We start from the raw sequence: 13,786 nt of genomic DNA, 5'->3' as shown, positions 1-13,786 counted from the left end.
GGGCGGAGCTGGCCGGGGGCGTGGGCGGCGGCTCGGTCGGCTCGGGATCACCGGGCGCGACGGTCCCGCCCGGGTCCGCCGGCTCCCCCGGCTCTCCCGGCTCCGCCGGGGCCCCCGACGCGCTGCCCGTGCCCGACGGGGTGGCGGACGCCGGGGCGGACTCCCCCGGCTTCCTCTTGCCCCCGCGGCCGTGTTCGCCGTCCCCGGCCGCGCCGTCCCCCCAGAGGCCGCCGGAGCCCTCCGCCGGCCCGCCGTCGGGCGCCTGACCGCCGAGCCGTTCCGCCGAGTGGGAGGGGCGGGCGCGGCCGGCGTCGTCGCCCACGTTCACGCAGCCGGCGGCGGTGGAGACGGCCAGTACCGCGACGACGAGACGGGCGGGTACGTACATGGGGCGCACGGCGGCCACCTCCGGGGCAGGGAAAAGGAGTCAACCTGCCCAACTCCCGCCGCCCGCAAGAGGACACGCGCCCCGCGCGGCGACCCCCGGCCCCGCGAACCCACCGGCCCCGCCCCGCCGCAGCTCAGCCGCACGTCCGCGCGGCCGGGTGTCCGCGCGGCCACTCGGCCGCACATCCGCTCAGGCGCACGTCCGTACGCGCGCACAGCCGTACCAGCCGCACAGCGACACGGCCTCGCGTCCGCCCGGCCGCCTCCCCGGGCGCTCCCCGCTCAGCCGTAGCCCAGCGAGTGCAGCCGCGCGTCGTCGATCCCGAAGTGGTGGGCGATCTCGTGCACCACCGTCACCTCGGTCTCCGCGACCACGTCCTCCCGGTTCTCGCACATCCTCAGCGTCGGTCCGCGGTAGACGGTGATCCGGTCCGGCAGGACGCCCGCGTACCACTCCCCCCGGTCGGTCAGCGGTGTCCCCTCGTAGAGCCCGAGCAGCTCGGGGTCGTCGGCGGGCGGTTCGTCCTCGACGAACACCGCGACGTTGTCCATCAGCCGTGTCAGCTCCGGCGGGATCCGGTCGAGCGCCTCGGCGACCAGTTCCTCGAACTCCTCGCGCGTCATCTCCAGCACACGGCCATTGTCCGGGAAGCGCGTCGCATATCCACCCCGTGACGTGGGCATATGGGACCAATGGCCCGCGTCCCCGCCGCCGACCTGCGCAAGCCGCCGTACCGGAGCCCGAAACGCTCCCGTCCGCCCGCCCGTCCCGGACTCGCCGCCCGCCCCCGGCCCTGGGCGCGGGCCCTCGGTCTCACCGCGGTCGTCCTCGCCGGCGCCTGGCTGGGTCTGCTGGTCGTCGGCAGCGTCCGGGTCCCGGTCGGCCCGATGGACACGACGATGGCGCTGCGCCCCTCCCTCACCGGCGGCACGAAGGTCAACGTGTCCCCGCTGGGCGCGCTCACGCTGGACAGCCATGTGGCACCGGTCCGGCTGGACGTGAACGTCGACCAGCTGGACCCGCCGCGCTCCCAGGCCCTGGTCGACCATCCGGAGCGGATCTCGGGGCTCCAGGACGAGATCGTCCGGGACGTCGAGCACGGCACGCTGGACCTGGCCGTGCGCTCCTGTGTCGCCGTGGTCTCGGGGGCCACCGCCCTCGGTCTCGCCGTCTACCGCCGCCCGCGCCGGGCCCTGGCCGCCGGCGGGCTGGCGCTGGCCCTGCTGGCCGCCTCGGGCGTGTCGGCGTACGCCACGTGGAACCCGAAGTCGGTCCTGGAGCCGAGGTTCTCCGGACTGCTCGGCTCGGCGCCCTCGGTGGTCGGCAACGCCCGCAGCATCGTCACGGAGTTCGACGTGTACCAGAAGGAGTTGGCACGCCTGGTGACGAACGTGACGAAGCTCTACGACGTCACGTCCACCCTGCCGGTCTACCAGCCGGACCCCTCCACCATCCGGGTCCTGCACGTGTCGGACATCCATCTGAACCCGGCGAGCTGGAAGATCATCGGCTCACTGGTGGAGCAGTACCAGGTGAACGTGGTCGTCGACTCCGGCGACACGATGGACCACGGCACGGCGGCGGAGAACGGCTTCCTGGACCCGGTCCGGGATCTGGGCGTGCCGTACGTCTGGGTGCGCGGCAACCACGACTCGCGGACCACCCAGCGCTACCTGGAGCGCATGAGGAACGTGCACGTGCTGGACGACGGCCGGGCCGAGACGGTGGCGGGCCTGCGGTTCGCCGGCACGGGCGATCCGCAGTTCACCCCCGACCGCTCGGTGGTGCCCGGCGGCGAGGCGTCCGAGAAGCTGGCGGGAATCCGGCTGGCCGGCGCCCTGCGCGACCAGCGGGCGGCCGGCACCCCGGTGGACGTGGCGGTCGCCCACGAGCCGTCCGCCGCCCGGGAGACGGACGGCGCGGTGCCGCTGGTGCTGTGCGGGCATCTGCACCACGAGGACACGCAGACCCTGCCGTACGGCACCCGGCTGCGGATGGAGGGTTCCACCGGGGGCAGCGGACTGCGTGCCGTGGAGCACAAGCACCCCGCCCCGATCGAGGCGTCGATCCTCTACTTCGACCGGGACAGCCGCAGGCTCCAGGCCTGGGACGCGATCCAGCTGGGGGGCCTGGGCCTCACGACGGCCGAGGTCAGCCGTCACCTGGCGGACGAGAACCAGCCCGGCGCCACCGGGGGCACACGGGCGCCCTCCCCCTCCCCCCCCACCCCCTCGCCGCGGACCGCGACGACCGCGCCGTAAACCGTTTTGGCGATACCCCCTGCCATCCCATATGCTTCTCACGTCCCCGACGCGCTGAGAAGCGCCCAGGCGGGCCGATAGCCCTCATCGTCTAGCGGCCTAGGACGCCGCCCTTTCAAGGCGGTAGCACGGGTTCGAATCCCGTTGGGGGCACGCAATACCGTGTGCGACACTGTTGCACACACGCTTGGTCCTGTGGAGCAGTTTGGAGTGCTCGCCACCCTGTCAAGGTGGAGGCCGCGGGTTCAAATCCCGTCAGGACCGCTGGTGTTTCACGTGAAACACCGTGGCTGGGTAGCTCAGTTGGTACGAGCGTCCGCCTGAAAAGCGGAAGGTCGCCGGTTCGACCCCGGCCCCAGCCACCGCAGCCCTGACCAGGGCATGAGCCCCTCTCCGGGATCAACGGAGAGGGGCTCTTTCGTGCCGTCTACGCCAACCGGTACGCCAACGATTCTCAGGTGAGGGTGTCCCCCAGCTTCCGCAGCGCCTTCCGCTGCTCGTCCAGCGACGCGTGAGCGTAGACCTTCATGGTCACCCCGATATCACTGTGACCGACGATCTGCCGGACGATGTGCGGCGGCACCCCCAGGTCAAGCAGGAGAGAGACGGCGGAGTGACGCAGATCATGAAACCTGATCTCCAGACCCAGCCGCGCACGGAGCGGGTACCAACTGCGCCGCAGGTTGTCCGGCTCCAGCGGCGTCCCGATACGGGAGGTGAAGATCAGCCCGTGTTCCTTCCACTCCGTCCCGGCTGCGGCCCGCTCCTGCGCCTGCCGCTCACGGTGATCGGTGAGCACCTTCACCACGGCCGGCGGGAGCGGGACCGTGCGGACTGAGGCGAGCGTCTTGGGCTTGACCAGTCGGAGTTCCCCGGCAACCCGCTGAAGGGCGCGTTCCACGATGAGCGTTTCCCGATCCAGGTCGACCGCGTCCCAGCGCAGCCCCAGCAACTCGCCCCGACGCATCCCGAGGACCAGGGCGAGCACATACAGGGCGTGCAGCCGGTCGTTTGCCGACTCCCGGAGGAGTAGCCGAGCATTGGCGACGCTGAGCCCCTTCCCGGTGTCGTACGAGGGCGTGGGGACCTGTACGAGCTGGGCGACGTTCCGCACGATCAGTTCCTCCCGAACGGCGTTCTGTAGGGCGTTGCGGAGGACTGCGTGGATGGACTGCACCATCCGGCGGGACAGCAGCGTCTTGCAGCACTCGCCGGCCGCGCAGCACTGCGGCTCGGGACGCTCCTTGTCCCAACCGTTCTTGCAGCACTGGCACTCGGATGCCACCCGGGCCAGCCACGTCCGCACCTCAGCGGCACGCAGCGTGCGGATCTTCTTCCGGCCGAGTCCGGGCACGAGGTGCACCCGCGCCACGCTCTCGTAACCCTGGTAGGTCTTGGGGCGACGGTGGACCTTGACTACGGTCGCCAGCCAGTAGGTCAGGTAGTCCTCCAGGTTCATGTTCGTGTCAGGGACGGGGATGCCCTGGTTCTCCTGCGCCTGAAGTTCGGTGATCTTGTGCCGCACCTCGTCACGGGTCTTGCCGTAGACCGAGACGCGCTTGCGGATGCCGCTGGTCGTGGTCACGTACACGCGACCGTGGTAGGTGCCGTCCTTACGGATAGTGATGCTTCCTTCGCCGTTGGCACGCTTGGCCATCAGGCGGCCTCCCCTAGTTGTTCCTGCATGAAGGTGTGAAGCGCATCGGCGGGAATCCGGCGGGACCGGCCGATGGTGAAGCTCGGGAGCTGCTTGGAGCGGATGAGGTCGTAGACCTTGAAGCGGCTCAGACGCAGTGCCGACATGACTTCCGGCACGGTCAAGGCTTGGTGGGTGGTGGGCAGGGCGGGATTCACTACTGCCTCCATGAGGGGCGGGGCCATTGACCCCCTCCTGAGAAGTCCGCTACATCCGCTACAGCGCTACATCGCAGGTCAGCGGGGGTTTTTTGTAGCGGAGGGGCGGTTTGTAGCGGCTACGCACGCGCTACGACGTATCGGGCGTAGCCGCTACACGCTTCGGTGCCGCTACAGATCCACGGGCTCTGAGCTGGGCTGTAGCGGCGTAGCGGATGTAGCGGAGCCCTGGAGAGGGGGCGGGCAGTAGCGGGACCATGCGTCGACCAGGTCGGCAGCGTGGAAGCCCTTGAGGACCCCGCCGGTGGTGCGGATGTTGCGGGAGCGGACTGGCTCGTTGTCGGCCGTCATGTACTCGCCGAGCATGCGGGAGAGACGCCGGTTGTCGAGCGGCTTCCCGTCCAGGTCGGCCCACGGAGCGTCATCCAGGGCATTGAGCCGGTCAAGGATGGAGATGGTGGGCAGCCGGTCGATGCCGATGAGGACGTGGTCTCGCAGATCAGTCAGCAACCGAATCCCTAGACTGTGCTTGTCGGTGTGCTGGCTGGCTTTGACCAGGGCCACGCATGCGGCGCGGGCCCGGTCGGGCCAGTCCCCGCCGGCGGCGTCGGCGACGGCGAGTAGGGGTTCCCACACATCGGCCGGCCGGTCGGTGACGCCGTCCGGCATCTGCGGCCAGGCGTCCACCACGCGTGCGCGGGCTTGTTCGGCCCACTGCGCCAGACGGTCGCGGAGCTTGTGCCCCTCGGCCTCATGGATGCGGGCACGGAAGGGTTCCACCTTCTCGTTCCTCGCGCGGCGGCGCATCCGGATGATGACGGAGCGGGTCATGATCGTGTCGGGCAGGTTGCCGAGTCCGGCGACCGCGACCGCGCAGTACGACGGGAACGCCTGCACGGTCTGGTTGCCGCCGTCGCCGATGCACCGGTAGGTGACCCCGGAGCGGCGGTGGCCGGCGTTGAGGAACCCGCGTAGTTCCTCGTTGTCCCCTGCCTTGGGGCCGAAAATGGTGTCGATTTCATCGAACAGGATCGTCGGCCGGCCGTTCGCCCCGGACACGGCCCGGAACAGGGCGGCGGCGGAGGCGTTCACGGCCGTCATCGACTGCGGGACGAGGGTCTCCACGATCTCCAGCGCGCGGGACTTACCCGACCCTGGCTCCGGGGAGAGGAACGCCAGCCGCGGGGTGGAGTCGAAGCAGTCCAGCAGATGAGCGTGGGCGTCCCACATCGCGACGGCGACGTAGGCGGCCTCGTGCGGGAAGACGTTGAACCGGCGGTGGAAGGCTTCCACCTCGTCGAGCAGCGCGGCCCCGTCGATGGTGGCGGGTGCGGTCATGCGGCGGCCCTCCCTTCCTGGGGGTTCCTGAGCGGGCAGGTGGTGCGGTGGGCGGTGTGGGCTTCGATCAGGGCGCGTACCTGGGCGTGGCCGATGGCGCTGCGGTTCCAGCCGCACTGGCACTGTGAGGCGGCGGTGGGCATGTGGCCGTACCGGGGCGAGCTGATCACCAGCCACGCGACCGGGTACCGGCCGTCGCCCGCGCCCGGGTCAGGACGAACAACAGAGGGGACGCCCTTACGGGCGGCGCCTTCCGGCTCGCCCACGGCCGTCAGGGGCGCGGCCGGTCGGGCGGCGGCCCGGTTGGTGGGCGAGACGGGTTGGCCTTCCAAGCGGGGGCGGCGGGGGGTGGTCATGCCGCCTCCCGGGGCCGGGCGGTGCGCAGGGAGCTGTCCAGGGCGCTGCGGATCGTGGCGCGGCACTCGGCGGCGGTGAGTCCCGCCGCTTCGCCTGCCCCTTGGAAGGCGTCCTCCGCCACCTGCCGGGGGAGGTCGCCCCACGCGACGAACCGCCCCACCTTGAACGCGCTGCGGTTCAGCGTCACGTTCCGCGCGCCGTCCGGTGCGGCGGCCACGGCGCCGCACTCGGCGTGCAGCGCGGCCAGTGCCGCACGGCTGCCGTCCACCGCAGGAACCCGCAGCGGGGCCACAGAGCGCGCGGGGGCGGGTCGCAGGACGGCTTGCAGCCACGCGGGGAGTACGGCTGTCTCAGGGCCGCTCAGCGCCTCGTACCGTCCGGCGGGGGTGGTGCTGCCGGCGGCGACGACGTACCCGCCCCACGCCCGGGTGTCCACCAACTCCCCGATCGTGCCTGCCGTGTTGGTCAGACGCGGGCCGGGCGGGGCGGTGAAGTACAGGTGGGTTCCCCCGCTCGCGGTCCGGGTCCGGTAGGTGGCGGGGACGGCGTGCCCGGCGCGCTCGCAGAGCGCTCCGAAGGTTGCCGCGCCGTCAGGCGCGTCCGAACTGCTGTTGTCTTTGGGTACGTCCAGGTCGACCACGACGAGCCCGGACGGGCCGCACGCGACGCCGACGTTGTACGGGGCGTGGGTCCAGGTGGCGCGGATGCGGTCGGGGTCGGTGGTGGCCCGCTGCTCCCACTTCAGGTGCCCGGCCGCGCACGGGCCGGTGCCGGGGCAGGATGCTTCCCCATGGAGGGCGGGCCGCTTCGTGCCGGGGCGGAGGGCGGCGCGGCCGATGTGCTCGGCGTAGGCGGGCGGGATGCACTCGCGGATGCCGTCGCGGTTCATCCACGGCACCCCCAGCACCTCACGGGCGAGGGGGACGCCGGAGAAGTTCCCGACGAACTGCCCGTAGTGGCCGGGCGGGACGGGGCGGCCCATCTTGGCCTGCGGAACGGTGTGGGCGGGGTGGCCGGGCTGGCCGAGGCGGAAGCCGCCGCCGGGCTCGAAGAACCGGTGCCGGTAGTTGGCCAGGCGGAACATCTGCCCGCACAGCATCACCGGGCCGCGCAGCTTCGGGACGGCCCCGCCGACGTTCTCCAGCACCCACGGCCGCCCCGTGGTCTCCAGGGCGGTGCGGGTGGGGGCGATCAGGTCGGGGTGCTCGCGGCCCTGGATGCGCTGGCAGTCGCTGTCGTGCTGGCAGGGGGGTGAGCCGTGGATGAAGTCGAACTCCGCCCCGTGCTCCAGCACGTAGGCGATGGCGTCGGCCTGCACGAACCGGAACGGGTAGCGGGGCTGCGGGTCCTTGTCGACGCCGGTCACATCGAACCCGGCATCGGCGTAACCCTTGGCCGCGCCGCCCTGGCAGCAGAACAGATCCAGCAGCCGCGGCCTGCGGCCGGGCACTCGCCGGATGAGAGTGGGTTGGGTCATGCTGGAGGTCTCCAGTTCTCTTTGACAGTGCTGGATGCCAAGGGCGGCCCCGGACTTTGCCGAGACGGGGGCCGCCCTTGGCGCTGCTACTGGGGGTCGGTCGGGGTGGTCACTGCCATGGGGTGATCTCCTCGTCGGTGTCGTAGCGGTGGGGGCGGCGGGTGCCGGCGTGGTGGATGTCGCGGCCGGTGTTGAGCAGGCGGCGGCCCATGCGGAGCCGGTAGCGCTGCCCGTGGCAGCGGCGGCACAGCTTGACCTTGTCGCGGCGGGCGAGCCGGACACCGGTGCCGGTGCACTTGCGGCACGGGGCGAACGGCCGGACCGCGCACAACACTGCGTAACCGGAGGCGAGCAGTAGGGCGGCGAGGCTAGCGAGCGCCACGGGGGCTCACTTCCCTTCTCGGGGCGGTTCCGGGGTGTTTTCGCAGGTGGGCCGCTAGACGCTAGTGAGCTGGTCAGCGGCCATTTAGAGCGCTAGTGGGGCTGCTAGACCTAGCGGGCGGGGGTGCTAGGTCTAGCAGCGCTGCTCGGGCTAGGCGGCGACCCGATCGGCGTTACGCCGTGTGATCGCGGCGGTGATGTCGGCGCGCTTGATGCCGCGCCGGTTGGCGCCCTCGCCGTCATCGGTGGTGCCCCACACCTGGCCCGGCTTGATGCCCCAGGGCTTGAGGGCGGCGGTGACGTTCTCGCCGGCCCAACCGGCGTAGGTGTCGGGGTGGGCGGCGGTCAGGCGGGCGGCGATGCGCTCGCACCACACGGCCTTCTCGTCGTCGGCGATGACGTCGAGGACGTCGGCGAGGATGTCGGAGCCGCTGCCGGTGGCTTCGGGGCCCTTGCCGAGGGCGTGGCCGGTGATGTTGCCGTAGTCCTCGCGGGCCTTGCGGGCGCGGGCGACGATGCGTTCGGCGGCGACCGCGTCCACGAACGCGGAAGCGACGATGCGGGGGTCGTCGCCCTCGCCGGCCATCCAGCAGATGCCCCGGTCGGAGCGGGAGAACATCGTGGCCCGGTAGCCGGACTTGTACATGGACGTACCCAGCACCATGTCGTTGGCGGGCTGGCCCATGACCTTCAGGCAGAACCGCAGGACGGCGTTGGCGCTGATGCCGGTGGGCAGGGACTTGGCGTCGGGGCGCTGGGTGCCGAACATGGCGACGATCCCGAGAGCGGGGCCGCGCTTGGTCAGGTCGGTGCAGATGGCCTCGATCTCCTTGCCGTACTCCTCGTGCTCGAACGGCACCTGGCACTCGTCGAACCCGGCCACGATCGGGTGCAGCCCCAGACTCTTGTCACTGGCCAGCTCGGGGGTGACCTTGGACTCCGGGCAGCGCGAGCGGGGCAGCGACTTGATGACCTTCGCCCGGCGCCGCAGCTCCTCCTTCAGCTCCCGCAGCGACTGCACGACGTATTCGATGTCCTCGTCTTCCTCACCGGCGCGGTAGCGGTGGCAGACGGGTTCCAGGGCACCGAAGTCGCCGGTCCCCTTGAAGTCGAACGCGTGGACTTCGGCGCGCGGGTCCAGAGCGGCGATCAGCAGGAACAGCCGCATCAGGAACGTCTTGCCCATGCGGGGGATGGAGCCGACCACGACGGAGGCGAACATGAGGGTGACGGCCACGTCCCGCATGCGCTGGTCGTTGCCGAACACCACCGGCCGGAACAGGTCCACCGTGCCCGCCTTGGCCAGCGGCCAGGCCGGTTTGGTGGTCTCGTTCATCGGCTTGTCACCCACCCACAGCACCAGCCTGCCTTCGTGCTGCTCGGGGTCGGGGGCCGGCCACACGCAGCCGGTCTTGCGGCGCAGACCGGAGGCAAGGGGCTTACGGGCCTCCATGATGTCCTCGGGGGTGACACCGTAGGGAAGGTCGAGGTCGGCACGGTAGCCGGGCCCGTCGCGGACGATCTCCGAGACGAACCGCAGCCCGTTCATATCACCGCCCTTCTTGATCGCGGCCGTCACCTTCGCGTTCCCGATGGAGTCCAGCCCGCGCAGGACGATGGAGCCGGTGAGCTTTTGCACCTCCGTCTTCAGCACCGCCGGCCCGACCACAGGGGCGTCCGGCTGCTGACCGCCCATGCCGAGCAGCAGCACGCCGCCGGCGGCGAACGCGTACAGGTAGGCGGGGGCCAGAACGTACAGGTACAGGGCAAATCCGAGACCGAACACGGCCGCGACCAGCGTGACCAGGCCGCGCAGCCGGATACGGCCGGAGCGGAGCCGGGCCAGGCGCATGTACTCCTCAACGTCCTCGGTGCGCACCGCGAACGCCCGCAGGGGCGCGGCCTCGCGGTCCCACACCCACCGGTTCGTCGTCGCCACGAACCGGCACGCGCCCCTCGGTGCCATGAGGGCGAGGCGTCCGGCATACACCGGCACGCGCACCCCGTGGTAGAGAGCGGCGTAGCCGACGTTCGCGCCGGTGTGGCGGGCGGTGGCGAGGAAGTCGCGCCGGTTGGTGAGCCATCCGGCAAGAACCGGCTTGCGCTTCTCCACACGCACCTTCGGGTCCGGCAACGCCGGGTTGTCGACCGCGACCGGCGCCGCCGGGGCGTCGTCGGGGTCGGTGGAGGGGTCGGGTACGGGCCGCAGGTGCGGGCCCGCCGTGGTCTCCGTCATGCTGGGTACTCCCTGCTACTCAGATGGGTGGTGGGTGGCCCGGGGGCGGCCTGTTTCCTTGGCCGGGACGACCGCCCCCGGGGCGTTGCTACCTGCTGTCGCGGTCGCGCTCCTCGCGCTTGCGGGCCCGCTCAATGACCCGGTCGAACTTGCGCTGAAGGTCGCTCTGGTCGACCCGGCCGCCGAACTGGCGGTCGTCGGCCAGACCGCGCTTGGCCATCCGGGCGACCAGCCAGGCGAGTTCGGCCCTTTCGCCGACGGTGAGGCGAGGCTCGTTGCTGCTCACGGGGTCTCCGATCCGGGCCGGGCTGTCCGGCTCCCCACAGCCCCGGGACACGAGGTGCCCGGGGCCGCAGGCAACCGTCAGCGACGGCCGCGGGCGCGGCGCACGGTCTCGGCGGCGCGCTTGCCGTCCTCACCGCCCACCGAACGGACGACCGTGACGACGCCCCACGCGCAGACAGCCGCGATCAGCGCGAGCAGGGCAAGGTTCGCGGCCATCGCGGTGAGCACACCGACCAGCAGCGGCCCGAAGTACACCCCCGCCGCGACCGCACCGGCACCGACCCCGGAACCGAGCGCGATGCGCTGCACCGTGCGGTCCGGCGGCGCCTGATGCACGTGCTGATGGATGATCTGCGGCCCGCTGGACTGCTGGGGCGGGGCGGGCAGGTGGTTGGTGTAGGCGTAGGTGCCGTCCGGGAGCTGGACGACCCGGGGCACGTCAGGCAGCGACTCCATCGGTGGCTCCTTCGGGGAAGGCGCAGGGCACGCAGGTGCCGAGCGCGGCGGGGATGACGTAGCCCGCGTCCCGCCGGCACTGCGGGCACAGACGGCGGGCACGGTTGGCCCGGTCCAGAGCCGCCCGCCGGGCGGGGGTCATGGGGCGGACGGGCTTGGCCAGGTCGACGCGGTACAGGTAGGCGACCAGCGGCCCGCGCCGGCGGCGCGGGCGTTCGAGCTGTGCCACGACCGGCTGGCCACCCGGCCGCAGACCCCGCGCACGGAGCTGACGGCGGGTGGCGTAGCCGTCCGGGGCGAGCCGCCACCGGAACACGGGCAGGGCGGCCATCACGCGGCCCGCTCGGCCCGCTCGGCGAGCAGGGCGTCACGCAGCATGCGCGCGTTCGCCGGCGACGTCCGCAGCTCACGCCGGATACCCTCCGCCGTGATCTGCGCATCCGCCCAACCTGCGGTCGTCTTCCGGGCCTCCGTCATCAACTGCTTCGGGGTGCGGCGGGTCCGGGGCGTCTTCGCCACCTGAGGGACCCGGCCGGTCACCCGGCGGGCCCGGGTCGACTCAGCCGCCGACGACCGGGCGGGAGCCGCCTCGATCGGCACCGGCCGCACGACCGGAACGGCCGGTCGGATCGACTCGATCGGCTTGCCCAGGATCGTCTGCTTGCCCAGATCCAGCGGCACAGGATCGGGCACCACCAGCCGGGAAACAGTGACCGTGACCGGGGTCGATTCCCGCAGGTCAGCCATAGACCGTTCTCGACTGTTCTCGGTCGATTCATCCGCATCCGTCCCGGTGTTCTCGATCGGGGCGGGTGGGGTGGACCAGGCGGGCAGGGCCCACCCGTCGGCGGTGTCCGCCAGCGCGCGGGCGGTGTCCTTGCCCTGGTGGGCGCCCTCCAGCTCCGACCACGCCTTGGACAGCTTGTTCGCGGTCGATGCCCGCACCCGGGCGACACGGGCACCGGCCACCGTGACCGCTGTGAGCCGAGTCTGTTCCGTTCCGGCTTCCGCCCGCAGCCGGGCGCGCTTGAGTGCGGCTTCGTCCCGGGCCCGCTGCTGGATGCTGCGGATCGACTCCAGCGCGGCCGGGGTCAGCGCGGTGCGCTCCCACAGACCGTGCACCAGCCACAGCCCCTTTGCGGCGACCGGGAGCCAGGACACGGCCAGCCACGCTCCGGAGTCGCCGGTGGTGAGCGCGTGGACGACGAGGACACCGGAGGCGACCGCGCCGAAGCACCAGCCCACCCCCGTCACCGCACGGGAGTGGTCGCCCTGCGCCGCCAGCCGGCGCTCATAGGCGAGGGTGGCCAGCCATCCGCCGTCGATCCCCAACCCGACGACCAGGGCGACGGGCCACGGCACCGCCGCGCCCAGCCACATCATCACCACGGCGAGGGTGAGCACCATGGACACCGCCGTCATCGCGACGGCGGGCAGTACGGTCTTGGCCTTCACACCGCACCCCTGCCATCGATCCAAGGGGTGTAGGTGACCGGCTCGCCGGCCGTCCACTCGGTCAGGCGGGCGGCGGCGGGGCCCAGGTCGTGGCGGTCGGACAGGACACCTTCCAGGACGATCCGTGCGTGGCTCGCCCTGTAGTGCAGGAGCACGTGGTAGGCGCGTTCGTCGGCGTCGGTCAGCCCCGGCAAGGGAAGGTCCAGCGAGTCACGCACCGCCCGCAGCAGCTCCGCGACGGGCGCGGGCAAGGAGTCGATACGTACGATCGGCTCGCTCATGCCGCACCCCCGATCGCGAGCACGGCGGCGAGGACGAGCAGGGCGCCGCCGGCCAGGGTGAGGTCGACCGCGCGGCGCAGGGTGGTGAACTTGCCGACCGCCAGCCGGGACAGGCCGGCGACGTCGGCGGCCAGGTCCCGCGACACGGTCTCGGTGATCTCCTCGGCGGTCAGGGTCGCCCACAGCGGGAAGCCGTGCCGGCCGCCCAGGGAGGGGCGGACCGACCGCAGCAGCAGACCGGCCGCCACCAGCAGCAGCGCCAGCCCGGCGCCGCCCGCGATCCGGGCGGGCCAGGCAAGCTCCAGGTCGTGGCCCACGGTCCAGGCCCCGGCCAGGACGGCGCCGACGAAGGCCAGCAGGAGGGAGGTCTTGCCGTCGGTCCGCGCGATCTCCGCCTTCACCTCAGCGTGCGCGGCCGTCAGATCCCGTCCGAGAGCGGCGCTCATGCCGCACCCCCCGCCGGCGCCGTGGCGGTGCGGTTGGCGAGCGCGGCCCGCTCCGCCAGCACCCGGCGGCGGGAGCGGCGCAGCCGGCGGGCGTCCAGCTCGGTCGGGGTGCGGTCCAGGGTGATGATCTGCGCGTCGAGCAGGTCGACTTCCGCCAGGATCAGCGGCATCTCCTGCTCGATCGCGTCCAGCTCGGCGCCGGTCGGCTCCATGAAGTCGGCGAACGCGGTAACAGCGTCCTGAACTGTGACGATGTGATGCATTGGGTCGTGGTCTCCCTAGTCAGGTGGAACGGCCCGAACAGCGGCTCCCGGGTGGCCTCCCGGGAGCCGCGTGCCGTTCTGTGAGTGGTCGGGTGTGGTCAGCTCTTCTTGGGCTTCGTGCCGAACGTCGCGTGCAGCTCCGCCGTGGGGTGCTTGCACTGGCCGCGCTCGATGCGGTCGTAGATCTTCTGGCCCTTGGCGACGTTCTCCGGGCTGGTCAGGTCGGTCGACTGCTGGTTCTTCTTGCCGAACATCCGAACCCCCTGGGCTTGGTGAGTGGGCGGACCCGGCCGCCCTGCGGGCGGCAC

Annotated in this window: 17 protein-coding genes, 3 tRNA genes and 1 pseudogene; 4 read left to right on the top strand and 17 right to left on the bottom strand. The window is 71.9% G+C overall.

Annotated elements, in window-relative coordinates:
• Together IF37_RS0131750 and IF37_RS0131745 are read right to left on the bottom strand one after the other, a co-directional pair.
• Positions 1-388: hypothetical protein (locus IF37_RS0131750; protein ID WP_030750474.1), on the bottom strand; the 388-nt coding region annotated here is incomplete at its 3' end.
• A gap of 281 nt (positions 389-669) precedes the next feature.
• Complete coding sequence (locus IF37_RS0131745) at positions 670-1,020, bottom strand: metallopeptidase family protein (RefSeq protein ID WP_030750472.1); 351 nt, start codon at positions 1,018-1,020, stop codon at positions 670-672.
• 60 nt (positions 1,021-1,080) lie between these two features.
• Here IF37_RS0131745 and IF37_RS0131740 point away from each other — a divergent pair, with 60 nt between their 5' ends.
• From IF37_RS0131740 to IF37_RS0131725, 4 genes are all read left to right on the top strand, one after another.
• The gene (locus IF37_RS0131740; RefSeq protein WP_030750468.1) at positions 1,081-2,649 is read left to right on the top strand and encodes a metallophosphoesterase; all 1,569 of its coding nucleotides are present in this window, start codon (positions 1,081-1,083) and stop codon (positions 2,647-2,649) included.
• A gap of 80 nt (positions 2,650-2,729) precedes the next feature.
• Positions 2,730-2,802: transfer RNA gene (locus tag IF37_RS0131735), tRNA-Glu, on the top strand.
• Positions 2,803-2,838: 36 nt separating this feature from the next.
• Positions 2,839-2,913 (top strand) — tRNA-Asp (locus IF37_RS0131730).
• Between the two features lie 24 nt (positions 2,914-2,937).
• Positions 2,938-3,011 (top strand) — tRNA-Phe (locus IF37_RS0131725).
• Positions 3,012-3,103: 92 nt separating this feature from the next.
• On the opposite strand, the gene IF37_RS0131720 is transcribed toward IF37_RS0131725, so the two are convergent.
• The 15 genes and pseudogenes from IF37_RS0131720 to IF37_RS45070 form a co-directional block, all read right to left on the bottom strand.
• Positions 3,104-4,240 (bottom strand): tyrosine recombinase XerC, encoded by a 1,137-nt coding sequence (locus IF37_RS0131720; RefSeq protein WP_253915908.1) that lies wholly within the window; start codon positions 4,238-4,240, stop codon positions 3,104-3,106.
• 65 nt (positions 4,241-4,305) lie between these two features.
• Positions 4,306-4,503: a helix-turn-helix domain-containing protein gene (locus IF37_RS0131715; RefSeq protein WP_030750461.1), complete on the bottom strand. Its 198-nt coding sequence runs from the start codon at positions 4,501-4,503 to the stop codon at positions 4,306-4,308.
• A gap of 171 nt (positions 4,504-4,674) precedes the next feature.
• Positions 4,675-5,841 (bottom strand): DUF3631 domain-containing protein, encoded by a 1,167-nt coding sequence (locus IF37_RS0131710; RefSeq protein ID WP_030750458.1) that lies wholly within the window; start codon positions 5,839-5,841, stop codon positions 4,675-4,677.
• Complete coding sequence (locus IF37_RS39935) at positions 5,838-6,197, bottom strand: hypothetical protein (protein ID WP_037857482.1); 360 nt, start codon at positions 6,195-6,197, stop codon at positions 5,838-5,840. Before IF37_RS39935 ends, IF37_RS0131710 begins: the two co-directional genes overlap by 4 nt.
• Positions 6,194-7,675, bottom strand: coding sequence for a bifunctional DNA primase/polymerase (locus IF37_RS46475; protein WP_301540363.1), 1,482 nt, complete (start codon positions 7,673-7,675; stop codon positions 6,194-6,196). Before IF37_RS46475 ends, IF37_RS39935 begins: the two co-directional genes overlap by 4 nt.
• Positions 7,676-7,784: 109 nt before the next feature.
• On the bottom strand, positions 7,785-8,057 hold the full coding sequence (locus IF37_RS0131690) for a hypothetical protein (protein ID WP_037857480.1): 273 nt from the start codon (positions 8,055-8,057) through the stop codon (positions 7,785-7,787).
• A 150-nt stretch (positions 8,058-8,207) separates the two neighbouring features.
• Positions 8,208-10,292 (bottom strand): cell division protein FtsK, encoded by a 2,085-nt coding sequence (locus IF37_RS0131685; protein ID WP_030750452.1) that lies wholly within the window; start codon positions 10,290-10,292, stop codon positions 8,208-8,210.
• An 88-nt stretch (positions 10,293-10,380) separates the two neighbouring features.
• Complete coding sequence (locus IF37_RS0131680; protein ID WP_253915907.1) at positions 10,381-10,578, bottom strand: DUF6257 family protein; 198 nt, start codon at positions 10,576-10,578, stop codon at positions 10,381-10,383.
• Positions 10,579-10,655: 77 nt separating this feature from the next.
• Positions 10,656-11,033 carry a DUF6251 family protein gene (locus tag IF37_RS0131675; RefSeq protein WP_030750448.1) on the bottom strand — a complete coding sequence of 126 codons (378 nt, stop codon included), beginning with the start codon at positions 11,031-11,033 and terminating at the stop codon, positions 10,656-10,658.
• On the bottom strand, positions 11,017-11,364 hold the full coding sequence (locus IF37_RS0131670) for an RRQRL motif-containing zinc-binding protein (RefSeq protein ID WP_030750445.1): 348 nt from the start codon (positions 11,362-11,364) through the stop codon (positions 11,017-11,019). The genes IF37_RS0131675 and IF37_RS0131670 overlap by 17 nt, the downstream gene beginning before the upstream one ends.
• A gap of 527 nt (positions 11,365-11,891) precedes the next feature.
• Positions 11,892-12,488 (bottom strand): annotated as a pseudogene (locus IF37_RS46470) (protein spdB); the annotation flags it as partial.
• Positions 12,485-12,769 carry a hypothetical protein gene (locus tag IF37_RS0131660; RefSeq protein ID WP_030750439.1) on the bottom strand — a complete coding sequence of 95 codons (285 nt, stop codon included), beginning with the start codon at positions 12,767-12,769 and terminating at the stop codon, positions 12,485-12,487. The gene IF37_RS0131660 and the pseudogene IF37_RS46470, both read right to left, overlap by 4 nt.
• The gene (locus tag IF37_RS0131655) at positions 12,766-13,215 is read right to left on the bottom strand and encodes a Pycsar system effector family protein (protein WP_030750436.1); all 450 of its coding nucleotides are present in this window, start codon (positions 13,213-13,215) and stop codon (positions 12,766-12,768) included. The genes IF37_RS0131660 and IF37_RS0131655 overlap by 4 nt, the downstream gene beginning before the upstream one ends.
• Entirely contained in the window at positions 13,212-13,478 is a 267-nt protein-coding gene (locus tag IF37_RS0131650; RefSeq protein ID WP_030750433.1) for a DUF6284 family protein, read from the bottom strand. Before IF37_RS0131650 ends, IF37_RS0131655 begins: the two co-directional genes overlap by 4 nt.
• Positions 13,479-13,576: 98 nt before the next feature.
• The gene (locus IF37_RS45070; RefSeq protein WP_173457046.1) at positions 13,577-13,732 is read right to left on the bottom strand and encodes a hypothetical protein; all 156 of its coding nucleotides are present in this window, start codon (positions 13,730-13,732) and stop codon (positions 13,577-13,579) included.
• Between the last annotated feature and the right edge of the window lie 54 nt (positions 13,733-13,786).

It is taken from the genome of Streptomyces sp. NRRL S-31, assembly GCF_000718775.1.
In the GTDB taxonomy this organism is placed as follows: domain Bacteria; phylum Actinomycetota; class Actinomycetes; order Streptomycetales; family Streptomycetaceae; genus Streptomyces.
Note: the sequence above shows the minus strand (reverse complement) of the source record. Positions and strands in the feature narration are given on the sequence as shown.

What these genes read in the sequence shown, in the direction of transcription:
- IF37_RS39935 (WP_037857482.1), bottom strand. Translation starts at nt 6,197, where the DNA reads ATGACCACCCCCCGCCGCCCCCGCTTGGAAGGCCAACCCGTCTCGCCC.
- IF37_RS0131685 (WP_030750452.1), bottom strand. Translation starts at nt 10,292, where the DNA reads ATGACGGAGACCACGGCGGGCCCGCACCTGCGGCCCGTACCCGACCCC.
- IF37_RS0131675 (WP_030750448.1), bottom strand. Translation starts at nt 11,033, where the DNA reads ATGGAGTCGCTGCCTGACGTGCCCCGGGTCGTCCAGCTCCCGGACGGC.
- IF37_RS0131660 (WP_030750439.1), bottom strand. Translation starts at nt 12,769, where the DNA reads ATGAGCGAGCCGATCGTACGTATCGACTCCTTGCCCGCGCCCGTCGCG.
- IF37_RS0131710 (WP_030750458.1), bottom strand. Translation starts at nt 5,841, where the DNA reads ATGACCGCACCCGCCACCATCGACGGGGCCGCGCTGCTCGACGAGGTG.
- IF37_RS0131650 (WP_030750433.1), bottom strand. Translation starts at nt 13,478, where the DNA reads ATGCATCACATCGTCACAGTTCAGGACGCTGTTACCGCGTTCGCCGAC.
- IF37_RS0131655 (WP_030750436.1), bottom strand. Translation starts at nt 13,215, where the DNA reads ATGAGCGCCGCTCTCGGACGGGATCTGACGGCCGCGCACGCTGAGGTG.
- IF37_RS0131670 (WP_030750445.1), bottom strand. Translation starts at nt 11,364, where the DNA reads ATGGCCGCCCTGCCCGTGTTCCGGTGGCGGCTCGCCCCGGACGGCTAC.
- IF37_RS0131740 (WP_030750468.1), top strand. Translation starts at nt 1,081, where the DNA reads ATGGCCCGCGTCCCCGCCGCCGACCTGCGCAAGCCGCCGTACCGGAGC.
- IF37_RS46475 (WP_301540363.1), bottom strand. Translation starts at nt 7,675, where the DNA reads ATGACCCAACCCACTCTCATCCGGCGAGTGCCCGGCCGCAGGCCGCGG.
- IF37_RS45070 (WP_173457046.1), bottom strand. Translation starts at nt 13,732, where the DNA reads ATGTTCGGCAAGAAGAACCAGCAGTCGACCGACCTGACCAGCCCGGAG.